11 protein-coding genes are annotated in these 14,486 nt (G+C 70.7%); 3 read left to right on the top strand and 8 right to left on the bottom strand.

What is annotated here, in order from left to right; genetic code table 11:
• Positions 1-184: 184 nt before the first annotated feature.
• Complete coding sequence (gene glgX, locus ACFC96_RS37670; protein ID WP_376616698.1) at positions 185-2,314, top strand: glycogen debranching protein GlgX; 2,130 nt, start codon at positions 185-187, stop codon at positions 2,312-2,314.
• 53 nt (positions 2,315-2,367) lie between these two features.
• Here the strand turns inward: glgX and ACFC96_RS37675 are convergent, their stop codons facing one another.
• From ACFC96_RS37675 to ACFC96_RS37695, 5 genes are all read right to left on the bottom strand, one after another.
• Positions 2,368-5,382, bottom strand: coding sequence for an alpha-mannosidase (locus ACFC96_RS37675; RefSeq protein ID WP_376616700.1), 3,015 nt, complete (start codon positions 5,380-5,382; stop codon positions 2,368-2,370).
• A gap of 121 nt (positions 5,383-5,503) precedes the next feature.
• The gene (locus ACFC96_RS37680; protein ID WP_376268588.1) at positions 5,504-6,775 is read right to left on the bottom strand and encodes a glycosyl hydrolase; all 1,272 of its coding nucleotides are present in this window, start codon (positions 6,773-6,775) and stop codon (positions 5,504-5,506) included.
• Between the two features lie 59 nt (positions 6,776-6,834).
• The gene (locus ACFC96_RS37685) at positions 6,835-7,755 is read right to left on the bottom strand and encodes a carbohydrate ABC transporter permease (protein WP_376268591.1); all 921 of its coding nucleotides are present in this window, start codon (positions 7,753-7,755) and stop codon (positions 6,835-6,837) included.
• Entirely contained in the window at positions 7,752-8,723 is a 972-nt protein-coding gene (locus ACFC96_RS37690) for a sugar ABC transporter permease (RefSeq protein WP_340458748.1), read from the bottom strand. Before ACFC96_RS37690 ends, ACFC96_RS37685 begins: the two co-directional genes overlap by 4 nt.
• A gap of 18 nt (positions 8,724-8,741) precedes the next feature.
• Positions 8,742-10,034, bottom strand: coding sequence for a sugar ABC transporter substrate-binding protein (locus ACFC96_RS37695; protein ID WP_340458747.1), 1,293 nt, complete (start codon positions 10,032-10,034; stop codon positions 8,742-8,744).
• 256 nt (positions 10,035-10,290) lie between these two features.
• Here ACFC96_RS37695 and ACFC96_RS37700 point away from each other — a divergent pair, with 256 nt between their 5' ends.
• Positions 10,291-11,361, top strand: a complete 1,071-nt coding sequence (locus ACFC96_RS37700; RefSeq protein ID WP_340458745.1) for a LacI family DNA-binding transcriptional regulator — start codon at positions 10,291-10,293, stop codon at positions 11,359-11,361.
• 66 nt (positions 11,362-11,427) lie between these two features.
• On the opposite strand, the gene ACFC96_RS37705 is transcribed toward ACFC96_RS37700, so the two are convergent.
• Positions 11,428-11,919 carry a luciferase family protein gene (locus ACFC96_RS37705; RefSeq protein ID WP_376616702.1) on the bottom strand — a complete coding sequence of 164 codons (492 nt, stop codon included), beginning with the start codon at positions 11,917-11,919 and terminating at the stop codon, positions 11,428-11,430.
• An 80-nt stretch (positions 11,920-11,999) separates the two neighbouring features.
• Positions 12,000-12,869, bottom strand: a complete 870-nt coding sequence (locus ACFC96_RS37710; protein ID WP_376616704.1) for a phosphotransferase — start codon at positions 12,867-12,869, stop codon at positions 12,000-12,002.
• Positions 12,870-12,927: 58 nt separating this feature from the next.
• On the opposite strand from ACFC96_RS37710, the gene ACFC96_RS37715 reads away from it, so the two are divergent.
• On the top strand, positions 12,928-13,473 hold the full coding sequence (locus tag ACFC96_RS37715) for an HAD domain-containing protein (protein WP_376228008.1): 546 nt from the start codon (positions 12,928-12,930) through the stop codon (positions 13,471-13,473).
• A 30-nt stretch (positions 13,474-13,503) separates the two neighbouring features.
• On the opposite strand, the gene ACFC96_RS37720 is transcribed toward ACFC96_RS37715, so the two are convergent.
• On the bottom strand, positions 13,504-14,409 hold the full coding sequence (locus ACFC96_RS37720) for an aminoglycoside phosphotransferase family protein (protein WP_340457790.1): 906 nt from the start codon (positions 14,407-14,409) through the stop codon (positions 13,504-13,506).
• Between the last annotated feature and the right edge of the window lie 77 nt (positions 14,410-14,486).

Here is a 14,486-nt window from a genome sequence, read left to right on the forward strand (position 1 = left end):
GCGATGTGACATCAGCACCACCGCGCCCCGTTCGGGGCGCGTCGCACCGGGCCGCGGCCTGCTACGGCAGCCGCGGCCCGGCGGCGTGTCAGCACCGCGGCACCCGAGAGCCCGGAGCACGACAGACCGGGTGCGGACGGCGCGGTGACGACACCGAATCCAAGATCATCCGTACGGTGGCGGGATGCTCACCTGGACCGGACGCCCCTATCCCCTCGGCGCGGCATTCGACGGCGACGGAACGAACTTCGCCCTGTTCACGGAGGTCGCCGAACGCGTCGACCTCGTCCTCCTCCACGACGACGGCACCCACGACACGGTCACCATGACCGAGGTCGACGGCTTCGTATGGCACTGCTATCTGCCCGCCGTCGGCCCCGGCCAGCGCTACGGCTACCGGGTGCACGGCCCGTGGGACCCGGCGGCGGGCCACCGCTGCAACCCCGCGAAGCTGCTCCTCGACCCGTACGCCACCGCCGTCGACGGGCAGATGGACAACGACCCCTCACTCTTCGAGCGGACGGCCGGCGGACCGTCCGCGGCCGACAGCGCGCCGCACACCCTCGTCGCCGTGGTGACCGACAGCGCCTTCGACTGGGGCGACGACCGCCCGCCCCTGCGCCCGTACGCCGACACCGTCATCTACGAGGCCCACGTACGTGGACTGACCCGCACCCATCCCGAGGTCCCCGCGAAACTGCGCGGCACCTACGCGGGCCTCGCGCACCCGGCGGTCATCGAGCACCTGACCTCGCTGGGCGTGACCGCCGTCGAGCTGATGCCGGTGCACCAGTTCGCGCAGGACGGATTCCTGCGCGACCAGGGTCTGTCGAACTACTGGGGCTACAGCACGATCGGCTTCTTCGCCCCGCACAACGCGTACGCCGCCCAGGGCAGCCGCGGCGGGCAGGTCACCGAGTTCAAGTCGATGGTGAAGGCGCTGCACGCCGCCGGCCTCGAAGTGATCCTCGACGTCGTCTACAACCACACGGCGGAAGGCAACGAGAACGGCCCGACGCTCTCCTTCCGTGGCATCGACAACGCGTCCTACTACCGGCTCGTCGACGGCGATCCGGCGCACTACTACGACACCACCGGCACCGGGAACAGCCTGCTGATGCGGCACCCCAGCGTGCTCCAGCTCATCATGGACTCCCTGCGGTACTGGGTCACCGAGATGCACGTCGACGGCTTCCGGTTCGACCTCGCGGCCACCCTTGCCCGGCAGTTCCACGAGGTGGACCGGCTCTCCGCCTTCTTCGACCTCATCCAGCAGGACCCGGTGATCGGCCGCGTCAAGCTCATCGCGGAGCCGTGGGACGTCGGCGAGGGCGGCTACCAGGTCGGCAAGTTCCCGCCCCAGTGGTCGGAGTGGAACGGAAAGTACCGTGACTCCGTAAGAGACTTCTGGCGCTCCGGCGAGAACACCCTCGCCGAGTTCGCCTCCCGGCTCACCGGCTCCTCCGACCTCTACCAGCACGACAGCCGCCGCCCGCGCGCCAGCGTCAACTTCGTCACCGCCCACGACGGATTCACCCTGCGCGACCTGGTCTCGTACGACGACAAGCACAACGAGGCCAACGGCGAGAACAACCGGGACGGGGAGAGCGTCAACCGGTCCTGGAACTGCGGCGTCGAGGGCCCCACCGACGACGAGGGCGTGCTCGAACTGCGCGCCCGCCAGCAGCGCAACCTCCTCGCCACACTGCTGCTGTCCCAGGGCATCCCCATGCTCGCCCACGGCGACGAACTGGGCCGCACCCAGCAGGGCAACAACAATGCCTACTGCCAGGACAACGAGATCTCCTGGACCGACTGGCGCCTGAACGAGGACCAGCGCGAGCTGATGGAGTTCACCCGGCGCACCATCGCCCTGCGGGCCGCCCACCCGGTGCTGCGCCGCCGCCGCTTCTTCCGCGGTGACACGCACACCCACGAGGGCCAGCCCCTGCCCGACCTCGTGTGGCTGCGCCCGGACGCGCGCGAGATGACGGACGACGACTGGCAGCGCGGCGACGCCCACTCGGTGGCCGTGTTCCTCAACGGAGACGCCATCGCCGAGCCGGACCCCTACGGGCGGCCGGTCGTCGACGACTCGTTCCTCCTGCTCCTCAACAGCTACTGGAAGCCGGTCCGCTTCCGTCTCCCCGACGCCACCTACGGCGAGCGCTGGACGACCCGGATCGACACCGCCGACCCGCAGGGCGTCGCGGACGAGACGGAGCACAAGCCGGGCACCGACCTACTGGTCGAGGCACGCAGCCTGGTCCTGCTGTCCCGGCAGGCCAGGGCAGCACGCGGCACGGAGGGCTGAACGCGCCGTCCGGTGGGCCGGTCACCGGACCGGCCCACCGGACGACACCCTGATCAGGCCCGCTTCAGACGCAGTGTCACCAGTTCGAAGGGGCGCAGCGTCAGCGTGATGCGCTCGCCGTCGCGCTCCGGGGCCGCCGCGTCGGCGAGCGGACGCTCGAGGAGGTCCGCCGCCACCGCGGCCGCGACCTCGAAGCCCGCCGTGAGTGTGGCGCGCACCCGTCCGCCGCGGGACTCGTGGAAGCGGACCACCACGTCGCCGCTGCCGTCGTCGGCCAGCTTGACCGCCGTCACCACCACCGCGTCGTGGTCGACGCCCACCAGCGGAGCGACCTCGCTGGAGCCGGTCACCTGCCGCTCCGGCAGGTTGATCCGGTACCCCTCGCGGACCGCGTCGCCGATGGCCGCGCCCGGCACCAGCGCGTGCCGGAAACGGTGCACGCCCTGGTCGGTCTCGGGGTCGGGGAAGCGCGGCGCGCGCAGCAGCGAGACGCGGACGGTGGTCGTCGTGCCCGAGTCGCTGTCCCGCACGGTCCGCGTCACGTCGTGGCCGTACGTCGAGTCGTTCACGAGCGAGACGCCCCAGCCGGGCTCCTCGATGTGCACGAAGCGGTGGTTGCACGCCTCGAACTTGGCGGCCTCCCAGCTGGTGTTGGTGTGCGTGGGGCGGTAGAAGTGCCCGAACTGTGTCTCGGACGCGTACCGCTCGGCGTGGATGTCCAGCGGGAACGCCAGCTTCAGGAACTTCTCCGTCTCGTGCCAGTCGACCTCCGTGTCGATCCCGAGCCGCCGCTCACCGGCTGCCAGCGAGAGGACCTGGGTGACGCGCGAGTCGCCGAAGGTGCGCACGATCCGCACCGAGGCGCCGTCTCCCGGAGCCACCTCGTCGGCGTCCACCAGATCGGTGACCGTGTTGCGGTAGAACTCGTCCACGTCCCACGCGTCCCACATGTTCGGGAAGTCCGGGTGGATCTGCAGCAGGTTCGCGGCCCGGCCCGGGGCCACGGTCTCGCGCCCCGCGACGAGGTCGTACGCGGACACGACCAGGCCCCGGCCGTCGATCTCGACCCTCAACAGCCCGTTCTCCAGCACGAATCCGCCCGCCGCGCGCGAAGCGATCGCGGCCTCGCCCTCGACGACCGCAGTGCGGGCGCCGCCCGCGGGTACACCGTCGCGGGTGTGCGGCGCCGAGTTGAAGACGAGCGTCCCCGAGCCCTCACCGGCCAGCGCGCGCTGGGCCGCGCCGATGATGCCGTTCAGCTCCGTCGCGACCCGCTCGTACGTCCTGCGTGCCTCGCGGTGCACCCAGGCGATCGACGAGCCGGGCAGGATGTCGTGGAACTGGTGCAGCAGGACCGTCTTCCAGATCCGGTCCAACTCCTCGTAGGGGTAGGCGAATCCCGCCCGCACCGCCGCGGTCGCCGCCCACAGTTCGGCCTCGCGCAGGAGGTGCTCGCTGCGCCGGTTTCCCTGCTTCGTCCTGGCCTGGCTGGTGAGTGTGGCGCGGTGGAGTTCGAGGTAGAGCTCGCCGACCCAGACCGGCGGGTTCGGGTACTCGGCCTCCGCCTTCTTGAAGAACTCCTCCGGCGTCTCCCAGACCACCTGCGCGGACCCTTCGAGGTCACGCAGGCGGGCCGCCTTCGCGACCATCTCCCGGGTCGTGCCGCCGCCCCCGTCACCCCAGCCGGTCGGCGCGAGCGAGTGCCGGGCGACCCCCTTGTCCTTGAAGTTCTTCGCCGCGTGGGCGATCTCGCTGCCCTTCATGGAGCAGTTGTACGTGTCCACGGGCGGAAAGTGCGTGAAGATCCGGGTGCCGTCGATGCCCTCCCACTGGAAGGTGTGGTGAGGGAACTTGTTGGTCTGCGACCACGAAATCTTCTGTGTGAGCAGCCACTTGGAGCCCGCGGCCTTGATGATCTGCGGCAGTCCCGCGGCGAACCCGAAGGTGTCGGGCAGCCACGCCTCGTCGTTCTCGATGCCGAACTCGTCGAGGAAGAACCGCTTGCCGTGCACGAACTGACGGGCCATCGCTTCCGAGCCCGGCATGTTGGTGTCCGACTCCACCCACATGCCGCCCGCCGGCACGAACCGGCCGTCGGCGACCGCCTTCTTCACCCGCGCCCACACCTCGGGCCGGTGCTCCTTGACCCAGGCCCACTGCTGGGCCTGCGACATCGCGAAGACGAAGTCGGGTTCGTCCTCGAGGAGCGCCGTCATGTTGGACGTGGTGCGCGCCACCTTGCGTACCGTCTCGCGCAGTGGCCACAGCCACGCCGAGTCGATGTGCGCGTGGCCGACGGCGCTGATGCGGTGCGCCGACGGGACGGCGGGAGCGGACAGGACGTCCGTGAGCTGCTCGCGGGCGGCCGCCGCCGTGCCGTTCACGTCCTGGAGGTCGACCGCGTCGAGGGCGCGCTCGACGGCGCGCAGGATGTCGTAGCGCCGCGCGGACTCCACCGGCAGCTCGGCCATCAGCTCGCCGAGCACCTCGAGGTCCATGACCAGCTGCCACACGGTCTCGTCGAGGACCGCGAGATCCATCCGGGCCAGCGTGTACTGCGGCTCGCTGCCCGCGGTCTCCTTGTCGCCCAACTGCGTGGGCAGGAAGGGGTGGTAGTCGAGGATGACCGGGTTGGAAGCCGCCTCGATGTGCAGGCGGACCTCCTCGCCGCCCTCCACGGGGGCGCCGACGCGCACCCACTGGTTGCGGGGGTTGAGCCCCTTCACCGGGGTGCCGTCCGGGCGGTAGACCAGGCCCTCGCACTGGAAGCCGGGCATGTTCTCGTCGAAGCCGAGGTCGAGGATCGCCTCGACGGTCCGGCCCGCCCAGGCCTCGGGCACGGTCCCCGTCACGCGGAACCAGCAGGTGGCCCACGGAGCGCCCCAGCGCGCGCCCACCGCGATGGGCGCGGGCGTCGCCGCGAGCCCTTCGGCGACCGGCACCGGCTCGCCGGGCGCGTTCCACACCGCGACCTCCAGCGGAACGGACTCGGGATACACGGCGGGTCGGATGCGCTCGTCGAGGACGCGCTTGAGACGGGCTTCGACCAGCGTGCGGTCGTCATGCATGAGGGGTACTCCGTAAGGTCCGAGGTGAGGGTGGTTACGAGGCGGGGGGGCGGACGGGACGCTGTACAACTCCCCGACGCGGCGCACCTCGAATCGTGCGGTGGGCATCGGGGACGATCCATTACGGCGCCGAGCCGACGGGCCGCGTGACATGGTCGGGTGCGACCACTTCGGTGATGCCGCGCGCCGCCAGATGTTCCTTGTCGTCGGCGCGGCTCGCGAGGACCGTGGTGGGCCGGACCCCGTCGGCGGTGAGCCGGGCGAAGGCCTCGAAGACGGCGCCGCCGGGGGCACATACCGAGCGGCGCGGGGCGGCCTCGTCGTCACCGGCGTCGACGACGAGGGCGGTGGTGCGCGGCGCGGGCGTACGGGGTCGGGCACGCCGGTCCGCGACGACGCGGGCGAGTGCCTTCGCGGCGGGCTTGGGCCGCCGGTCGCTCGTCAACAGGCCGAGGCTGTACTCGAGTTCCGGGAAGTCGGCGAGATCGCGGCTGACGTCGTGCGAGCACCACCAGGTCACGCCCCACAGGTCCGGGCAGTCGAGGGCGTTCTCGACGGTCGATTCGGTGAAGTGGGCCGCGTGCTCGGCCGGGACGAGGGGCGCGGGCGCGCCGACCTCCTGGAGCCAGACGGGCCGGTGCGGATCGCCGGCCCAGGCCTTGGACAGCTCGACGAGATATGCGGCGTGGTGCTCGGTCGCCGTCCCGGTGCGGCCGTGGCGCTGTGCCGTACCGTTGAACACCCACGAGTGCACCGCGGTGAGCGCGCCGAGCCGTGCGGAGTGCGCGGGCGTGAACGGCTGGTCGTCCTGGTACCAGGCGGCGTCGTACGAGGCGTGCAGATGGGTCCGCCCGGGCGCTCCCTCCTCGCACGCGGCGAGCACCCGGCGCAGCCAACTCCCGGCCTGTTCCTGCGTGATGCGGTCCGGGTCGGGATGCGGGCCCGACGCGAACTGGTTGACCTCGTTGCCGATGGTCATGCCGATGAAGTTGGGCCGGTCGGCGAGTGCCCCCGCGAGGGTGCGCAGATACGCCTCCTGGCCCTCGACCACCTCCGGGTCGGTGAAGAGGTTCCGGCGGTGCCACGTCTGTGTCCACGCGGGCAGGAAGTCGAAGCTCGACAGATGGCCCTGCAGGCCATCCACGTTCACGTCGAGCCCCCGTTCGGCCGCCGCGTCGGCGAGCTGGACGAGCTGCTCGACGGCGCGTGGACGGATCAGGGTGCGGTTGGGCTGGAAGTAGGGCCACAGCGGGAACACCCGGATGTGGTCGAGGCCCAGCGCGGCGATCGAGTCGAGATCGGCGCGCACGGCGTCGAGGTCGAAGTCGAGCCAGTGGTGGAACCACCCCTGGCTGGGGGTGTAGTTCACGCCGAAGCGCACGGCAGAAGTCATGCGGAGTCCTGGTTCTGTGTACGTGGGGGCCTCGGTGAGAGGTGTCCGCGGTGCGGGCGTCAGCCCTTGACGGCTCCCTCGCCGACCCCGCGGAAGAAGTAGCGCTGCAGACAGGCGAAGAGGACGATCAGCGGCGCGACGGCGATGATCGTGCCGGCCGCGACGATCCGCTCGTCGTTGGCGAACGTGCCGTGCAGATAGTTCAGGCCGATGGTCAGGGTGAACTTCGCCGGGTCGCTGAGCACGATGAGCGGCCACAGGAAGTCGTCCCAGGCGCCCATGAAGGCGAAGATCGCGACCACCGCGAGGGTGCCCTTCACGGACGGCAGCGCGATCCGCAGGAACCGCTGCCAGGCGTTCGCCCCGTCCACGTAGGCCGCCTCCTCGATCTCGTAGGGCAGGTTGAGGAACGCGTTGCGCATCAGCAGGACGTTCATGGCGGCGATGCAGCCCGGCAGGACCACGCCGACGAGCGTGTTGTTGAGGCCGAGTTCGCGCATCGTCGTGAACTGCGCGATCACGATGCTCTCGACGGGTACCAGCATCGCGAGGATGAACACGAGGGTGGCGATCTTCCGGCCGCGGTAGCGCAGCCGGGCGAGGGCGTAGCCGGCGAGCGCGGAGCCGACGCAGTTGGTGACCACGTTGGCGGTGGCGACCTTCAGTGAGTTGAACGCGTAGTCCCAGACGGGAATGGTGTCGGCGACGCGTTCGTAGTTGTGGAGCGTGGGGTCGGCCGGCAGGAACGTGGGCGGGGAGCTGAAGATGTCCTCGTGCGTCCCCTTGAGCGAGGTGGACAGCTGCCAGAGGAACGGCCCGACGGTGATCGCGAGCACGGCGAGCAGCAGCGTGTAGCGCAGCACGAGCTCCCAGACGCGGATGCGCCGGCCGTTCTCGTCGGCGATGCGTGGCGCACGGCGCCGTCGAACCGGCGCGCGCGTCCCGCCTGTTGTGGGGCGGACGTCCTCGGTGACGCTCACGCGTCCTCCTTCCGGTCGGCGCGGAGCACGAGCAGCATCAGCGCGACGGTGACGACGAAGACGACGACGGAGATCGCCGACGCGTAGCCGACGCGGCCGGTCAGGCCGGTGCCGGTGCGCTGCACGAGCATCACGAGCGTGGTGTCCTCGCCCGCGGGGCCACCGTTCGGCCCCGCCATCAGATAGACCTCGGAGAACACCTTGAAGGCGGCGACCGAGGAGAGCGCGGCGACCAGGACCATGGTGGAGCGTACGGCGGGCACGGTGACGGTGAAGAAGCGGCGCACCGCGCCCGCACCGTCCACCGAGGCGGCCTCGTGCAGCTCGCGCGGGACGTTGGCCAGTGCCGCGAGATAAATGATCATGTAGTAGCCGAGGCCCTTCCAGACCGTGACGGCCATGGCGCTCAACAGGAGCAGCCACTGGTCGCTGAGGAAGCCGACCCTGCCGATCCCCACGGTTTCGAGAGCCGAGTTCACCAGGCCGCGCTCGTCCAGCATCCACACCCAGATGAGGCCGACCACGACGATGGACGCGACCACCGGCGTGTAGAAGGCCGACCGGAAGAAGGTGATGCCTGGGATGTTCTTCTGGACGAGGAGGGCGAGCAGCAGCGGGAGGAGTACGAGGGCGGGGACGACCCCGACCATGTACAGGACGCTGTTGCGCAGCCCTGTCCAGAACATGTCGTCGTGCAGCAGCTCCCGGAAGTTGGCCAGGCCCACGAACTCGCCGGGGATGAGGGTCCGCCGGTCGGTGAAGGAGTTGACCACGGTGGAGACGAACGGATACAGGATGAAGACGGCGACGACCAGCAGCCCGGGGGCGGCGAACAGCCAGGGGCTGGTGGGCAGATGGCGCCTGACGCGGCCGGCGGGCCGCGCGCCCGAGGTCTTCGGGGATCGCGTCACCTCTGTGTTCGGCGAGGTCTCGGCGGCGGTCTTCACGGTCGGAAGGGGACTCGTCATGATGTACGGCTCCGGGGCTCAGCCCTGCTGCTGGAGCAGCCGGTCGCAGGCCTTGACAGCGTTGTCAAGAGCGGTCTTGGGGCTCTCCTTGCCCTGCAGGGCCTTGGCGACGGAGTTCCGCAGCTCGGTCTTCATCTGCTCGCTGAACAGGACCGGCGTGTAGTTGACCGCGGACTTCAGGGAGTCGGCCGCGGCGATCCGCACCCGCGTCTCGTCCGACCCGTCCTGCTTGGTGAAGTACGGGTCGTCCAGGGAGCCGGCGGTGCTCGGGAAGATGGCGACCTTCTTGGCGAACTCCATCTGGTGCTGCGCGTCGGTGACGTAGTGCGCGAAGGCCACGGCCGCGGGCTTCTGCTTGGTGCGCGAGTTCACCATCACGCCCATCACGTACATGTTCACCTTGCCGGTGCTGGTGATCTGGTCCGTGATCCCGATGTTCTTGTAGAGGCTCGGCGCCTCCTTCTTGAACTTCGACAGGTCGAGCGCGCTGCCCGGGTTCATCGCCACGGCCCCGGTCAGGAACTTCTTGCCGGTCGACTCGGGCGTCGCGGTCAGAGCCTGCGGGTCGAGCGCCTTGGCGTCGTACAACTCCTTGTACTTGGTGAGGAGTTCGACACCCTTGGCGTCGTTGAACGCGAAGCCGGTGCCCTCCTTGTTCATGAGCGGGGCGCCGTAGCGGCCGAAGTCCTCGATGGTGGGGACGTTGGCCAGCGTGGCCACCTTGCCCTTGCTCTTCCTCGCGAGCAGGAGCGCGTCGTCGAACAGTGCGTCGTACGTCTTCGGGGGCTTGGACGCGTCGAGTCCGGCCTTCTTGAACAGGCCCTTGTTGTAGAACAGCGGTCCGGTGTTGAGGTACCAGGGGAAGGCGTACGTGCCGTCCATGCCCGGTATCTGGTGGCTCGCCCAGGCGCCCGGCAGGTACTCCTTCTTGTACTTCGGCGCCGCCTTGTCGAGGTCGAGTGCGAGGCCGGCCTTGGCGAGCGGGGCCACGAGGTCGGGGGAGACGTTGACGACGTCGGGCAGCGTGCCGCCCGCGGCGTCCGCGCTGATCTTGTCGGCGTACCCCTCGCCGGGCTGGTCGATCCACTTCACATGGGTACCGGGGTACTTCTTCTCGAAGTCCTTGACCAGGCCGTCGAAGTACGGCTTGAAGTTGGCCCTGAGATTCCACGTCTGGAACGTGATGTTGCCTTCGATCTTGCCCGACGCGTCCGTCGAGCCGCTGTCGTCACCCCCGGAGCCGCACGCGCTCAGCGGCAGGACGACAGCGATGGCGGCGGCAGCGGCTAGTGCTCTGCGAGAGATGGGCACGGTGACACGGCTCCTTTGTGGCGGCGTCGAATGTTGCCGTGCAGACCCTGCATTGCGATCACGGAAAAAGTCAATGCATTCTCGGAAACTGTTGGGCTTCACCTGGGATAGTTGCAGCTCAGGGCGGTGGAGTAGACCTTTTGCAGTCCGAGACTAATGCGCTTTAGAGTCTTCAACTCAAGCGCATTAGTGCGTGGGTCGCATGCGCTACGCTGGTGCCGGAACCCGCCGGGGTTCCACGGGGAAAGGGGCAGCTGTGCCAGCCAAGCGGTCTCCCGCGCGCCGACCGACCATGAAGGACATCGCGCTCAGGGCGGGTGTCTCGGAGAGCGCCGTGTCCTTCGCGCTCAACGACCGGCCAGGGGTCTCCGAGGTCACCCGCGACCGGGTGCGGCGGGTTGCCGAACAGCTCGGCTGGCGGCCCAGCACCGCGGCCCGCGCCCTGTCCGGCGAGGGAGCCGCCACGGTCGGTCTGGTCGTGGCCCGCCCCGCGGACACGCTCGGCGTGGACTCGTTCTTCCTCCAGCTCATCTCGGGCATCCAGGAGGTCCTGGCGGAGCGTCACCTCGGCCTGCTGTTCCAGGTGGTGGAGGACGTCGAGGCGGAGTGCGCCGTCTACCGGCGCTGGTGGGCCGAACACCGGGTGGACGGTGTGCTCGTCGTCGACCCCCGCACCGCCGACCCGCGCCCCGCCCTCCTCGACGAACTCGGGCTGCCCGCCGTGGTGATCGGCGGAGTGCCCGACGCGGAGCACCCGGGCATGTCGACGGTGTGGGCGGACGACGCCGGAGCGATGGCGTCGCTCGTCGACGAGCTGTACGCGCTCGGGCACCGCCGCATCGTCCACATCGCCGGCCTGCCGGGCCTCGCGCACACCGAGCGGCGCATCCGCACCCTGCGCGCCGAGGCCGAGCGGCGCGGGCTGACCGAGGTGCGCTCCGTGACCACGGACTACTCGGACGCCGAAGGCGCCGCGGTCACCCGCCGTGTCATGGAGGGCGACGCACCGCCGACCGCGCTCGTCTACGACAACGACGTGATGGCGGTCGCCGGCGTCGCCGCGGCCGGCGAGCAGGGCTTCTCGGTGCCCGGCGACGTCTCGGTGGTGGCCTGGGAGGACTCCCCGCTGTGCCGCATGGTCAAGCCCTGGCTGTCGGCGCTCTCCCGCGACACGGTCCAGTTCGGCCGCACCGCCGCCCAGGAACTGACGTCGCTCCTGGACGGCGGTCCCTCGCGGACCGTGCAGGTGCCGCTGCCGCGCCTGATCGAGCGCGACAGCACGGGGGCGGCGCGGGGCGCCGAGATGGAGACGAGCAGGGGCAACTGACGTGTGACCGAGGTCGGTTGCCGAGTCCCCGTCACGCACTCCCGCTCACGCACCCCGGCGCGCCCGTCAGTGCCCGTGCGGCAGCATCCGGCCGACGGCCTTCCACGCGTCGTGAACGCGGCCGTGATGAACGGACGCTGCCACCGGCGCTGCCGCGCGCGGGGCAGGCGTCGCCCGCGGTTCCCAGTCGCAGGGCGCAGCCGTACGGGGGGTGCGCGGTCCGCCGCGCTCCTCCTCGAGCCCCCTGACCGCGTCGTGTTCCTTCAGCGCCACGCTGATGAGGGTCAGCAGGAGCGCCACGTCGTCGTCGCAGTCGAGCAGCACGGTGATCCACGAGGCGCCGGGGCGCACCCGGATCGCGGTGCTGTCGAGCAGCTGCGGAAGGAGGCGTTCGACCGCCGTCCGGGTGAGGTACAGATCTGCCGCATCGTTGGCATGGAAATGCACGATGTCGCACCCCGCTGTCCCGAAGGAGCGCCCTACGGCGCACCGGGGAGAGCCACTTACCAGGTTCGGCCACGACTCCAGCTGGGTCATGGCGCGATGGGCCGCGGTCATGGGGACATGGTTGCGCACTCTTCACCCCGTCAACCAGCCCTATTCACGGCCTGCTTGATTAATCGGCGGTTTCGGGAACCTCACGGGGGCGGAAGGGGACGGACCGACCCGGTGTCGACGCCCGCGAGCAGCGCGGCCCGGAACGTCTCGCGCCGGGCGCCGAGCCACGCCTGGATCCGGTCCCAGCGCTCCCAGCCGCCGCGGTCGCGCAGCGCCTGTGCGTAGGCGGGGTGCCCCTCGGCCACGCGCCGGGCGACGAACGCCCGGCACACCTCGGCGGCCTGCTCGACGACCTCCGGCAGTTCGGCGCGCTCCCGCGGCGAGAGCCCGTAACTGTCCGCGAGGAGGCGCAGCCGGGCAGAGGCGTCGGACGCATGGGAGGTGGCCCGTAACGGATACAGCGGGGCGGCGGACTCGGGGTCCAGCATGGGGACCCAGTAACCGGCGGTCATCGCGACATCCCAGACCGGGCGCCCCGGTGCCGCCTGGTCGAAGTCGATCAGGGCCACGGCGCGGCCGTCCCGGAAGACGACGTTCGGCGGGCACACGTCGTTGTGGCACAGCATCGTTCCGCCCTCGGGATCGGCGAGCTCCCCGGCCCAGCCGGCGGACACGTCCACGCGGACGCCCGCGCTCGCCTCGTGCAGGCGTCTCAGCAGGCCTCCGACCGACCGGAGCGCGGTCTTTGACATGGCCCATCGAGGGAACGGCGGCACAGCCACGTCACCGGGGATGAACCCCAGCCGCTCACGCCCGTCGGCACGGACGCCGACCGGCACCGGAGCCGCGTCGAATCCGTTGCGCCTCAGCGCCTGAAGGTACGCGTGGAGCGCCCGGACATTCGGTGGCGCCGGCCGCTCGACCAGCTCGCCCCGCCGCACGACCGCGCCCGCGTTCGCCATGCCGCCCGGCAGTTCACGGCTGTCCGCAGGATCGATGTCCCCAGTCATGCCCGTCACACTAGCGGCGCGGGCAAAGGCGTGGTCCCCGAGTCGATACTGTGCCGAAGTGACCGGATCCGCGCACCTTCCGCTGCTCTTCCTCGATGTCGACGGGCCGCTGATTCCGTTCGGTGGCCCGCCCGAGCGCTACCCGACGTATCCGATGCCCCGACCGGGATGCCCCGACCCGCTGGGCGCGGACCTGAACCCCCTGCTGGCCAGGATCAATCCCGAGTACGGGCCACGGCTCGCGGCGCTCCCGTGCGAGCTCGTCTGGGCGACGACCTGGATGGACGACGCGAACGCCTGCGTCGCCCCGCTGCTCGGACTGCCGCCCTTGCCGGTCGTGGACTGGCCCGATCCGCCGGTGCGGGACGTGCGGGAGGAGGGGCGCGACGCCCGCGGACTCCACTGGAAGACCCGCGCCCTGGTCGGCCGGGCGAAGGGCCGTCCCTTCGCGTGGGTCGACGACGAGATCACCGACATCGACCGCGCCTGGGTCCACGCGCATCACGCGGAAGGCGCCCTGCTGCATCGCGTCGACCCTCGACAGGGCCTCACCGAAGCGGACTTCGCCGTCCTGGACGAGTGGTTGCGCGCGGCTGCGGACTGAACCCGGGGGCGGTGCCGGCAGGACGGATCGTCAGACCGCCGCCGACGCCGTGCCGTCGGCGAGGAGCTCCGCGATCACATGGCGGGCGATGGAGGCCATCACCGGGTTGCTCTCCCGGTAGTGCCGGAGCTCCAGGAGGGCGACCGACAGGGCCCAGCCGCGGCCCCGCGCCCAGGCGTCGTCGTCCGCGCCCGAGCCGGTGCGGAAGACCTCGCGCGCGCCGGCGGGCAGCAGGTACCAGGCCGCGATGAGGTCGACCGCCGGGTCGCCCAGGCCGAGGCACCCGAAGTCGATGACCGCACTGAGCCGTCCGTCCGCGACGAGGACGTTCCCGGGCTGCAGATCCGCGTGGATCCAGACGGTGGGCCCGGCCCACCCGTGCGCAGCCAGGGCCGACTCCCAGACGGCGGTCGCCCCGTCCCCGTCCAGTTCCGCCCGCAGCTCGTGGATCGCCGAACGCGTCACGTCGTCCCGCTCGGCCAGCGGCTCGCTGCGGTAGGAGGCGGGGCCATCGGTGGGATCCACGCCCTGGAGAACGGTGACGAACTCCGCCAAGTCCTCGGCCAACAGGGCCGGTTCGCAGGTGAGGCCGGGGGCGGGGTTGGTGCCGTCGAGCCAGCGGTAGACGGACCACGGCCACGGGTAGCCCTCGCCGGGAGTGCCCTTGCCCAGCGGAGTGGGGACGGCCACGGGGAGCGCTCCGGCGAGCCGAGGCAGCCAGCGGTGCTCCTTGTCCACGTCCTGCGCGGGGCCCTCAAGGCGCGGGAGCCGTACGGCCATGTCCTCGCCGAGGCGGTACATGGCGTTGGACGTACCCGCCGAGACGACCTCGGTGAGCGGCAGACCCGCCCACTGCGGGAACTGGGCGTCGACGAGCCGGCGCACCAACGTGGCGTCGATGTCCGCCTCTTCGGGCCGCAGCTTACGAGCACACATGGGAGCCTTTCGCGTCGAGCCGCGCGGCGTGTCCGCCGTTTGCGCCAAGATACGGACACCGAGGGCGCAGGCCCAGC

The sequence above is a fragment of the Streptomyces sp. NPDC055955 genome, from assembly GCF_042270245.1.
GTDB lineage: Bacteria > Actinomycetota > Actinomycetes > Streptomycetales > Streptomycetaceae > Streptomyces.

Bases quoted from the DNA above. Each gene is read 5' to 3' on its own strand.
- ACFC96_RS37710 (WP_376616704.1), bottom strand. From the start codon at position 12,869: ATGACTGGGGACATCGATCCTGCGGACAGCCGTGAACTGCCGGGCGGC.
- ACFC96_RS37675 (WP_376616700.1), bottom strand. From the start codon at position 5,382: ATGCATGACGACCGCACGCTGGTCGAAGCCCGTCTCAAGCGCGTCCTC.
- ACFC96_RS37690 (WP_340458748.1), bottom strand. From the start codon at position 8,723: ATGACGAGTCCCCTTCCGACCGTGAAGACCGCCGCCGAGACCTCGCCG.
- ACFC96_RS37720 (WP_340457790.1), bottom strand. From the start codon at position 14,409: ATGTGTGCTCGTAAGCTGCGGCCCGAAGAGGCGGACATCGACGCCACG.
- ACFC96_RS37705 (WP_376616702.1), bottom strand. From the start codon at position 11,919: ATGACCGCGGCCCATCGCGCCATGACCCAGCTGGAGTCGTGGCCGAAC.
- ACFC96_RS37680 (WP_376268588.1), bottom strand. From the start codon at position 6,775: ATGACTTCTGCCGTGCGCTTCGGCGTGAACTACACCCCCAGCCAGGGG.
- glgX (WP_376616698.1), top strand. From the start codon at position 185: ATGCTCACCTGGACCGGACGCCCCTATCCCCTCGGCGCGGCATTCGAC.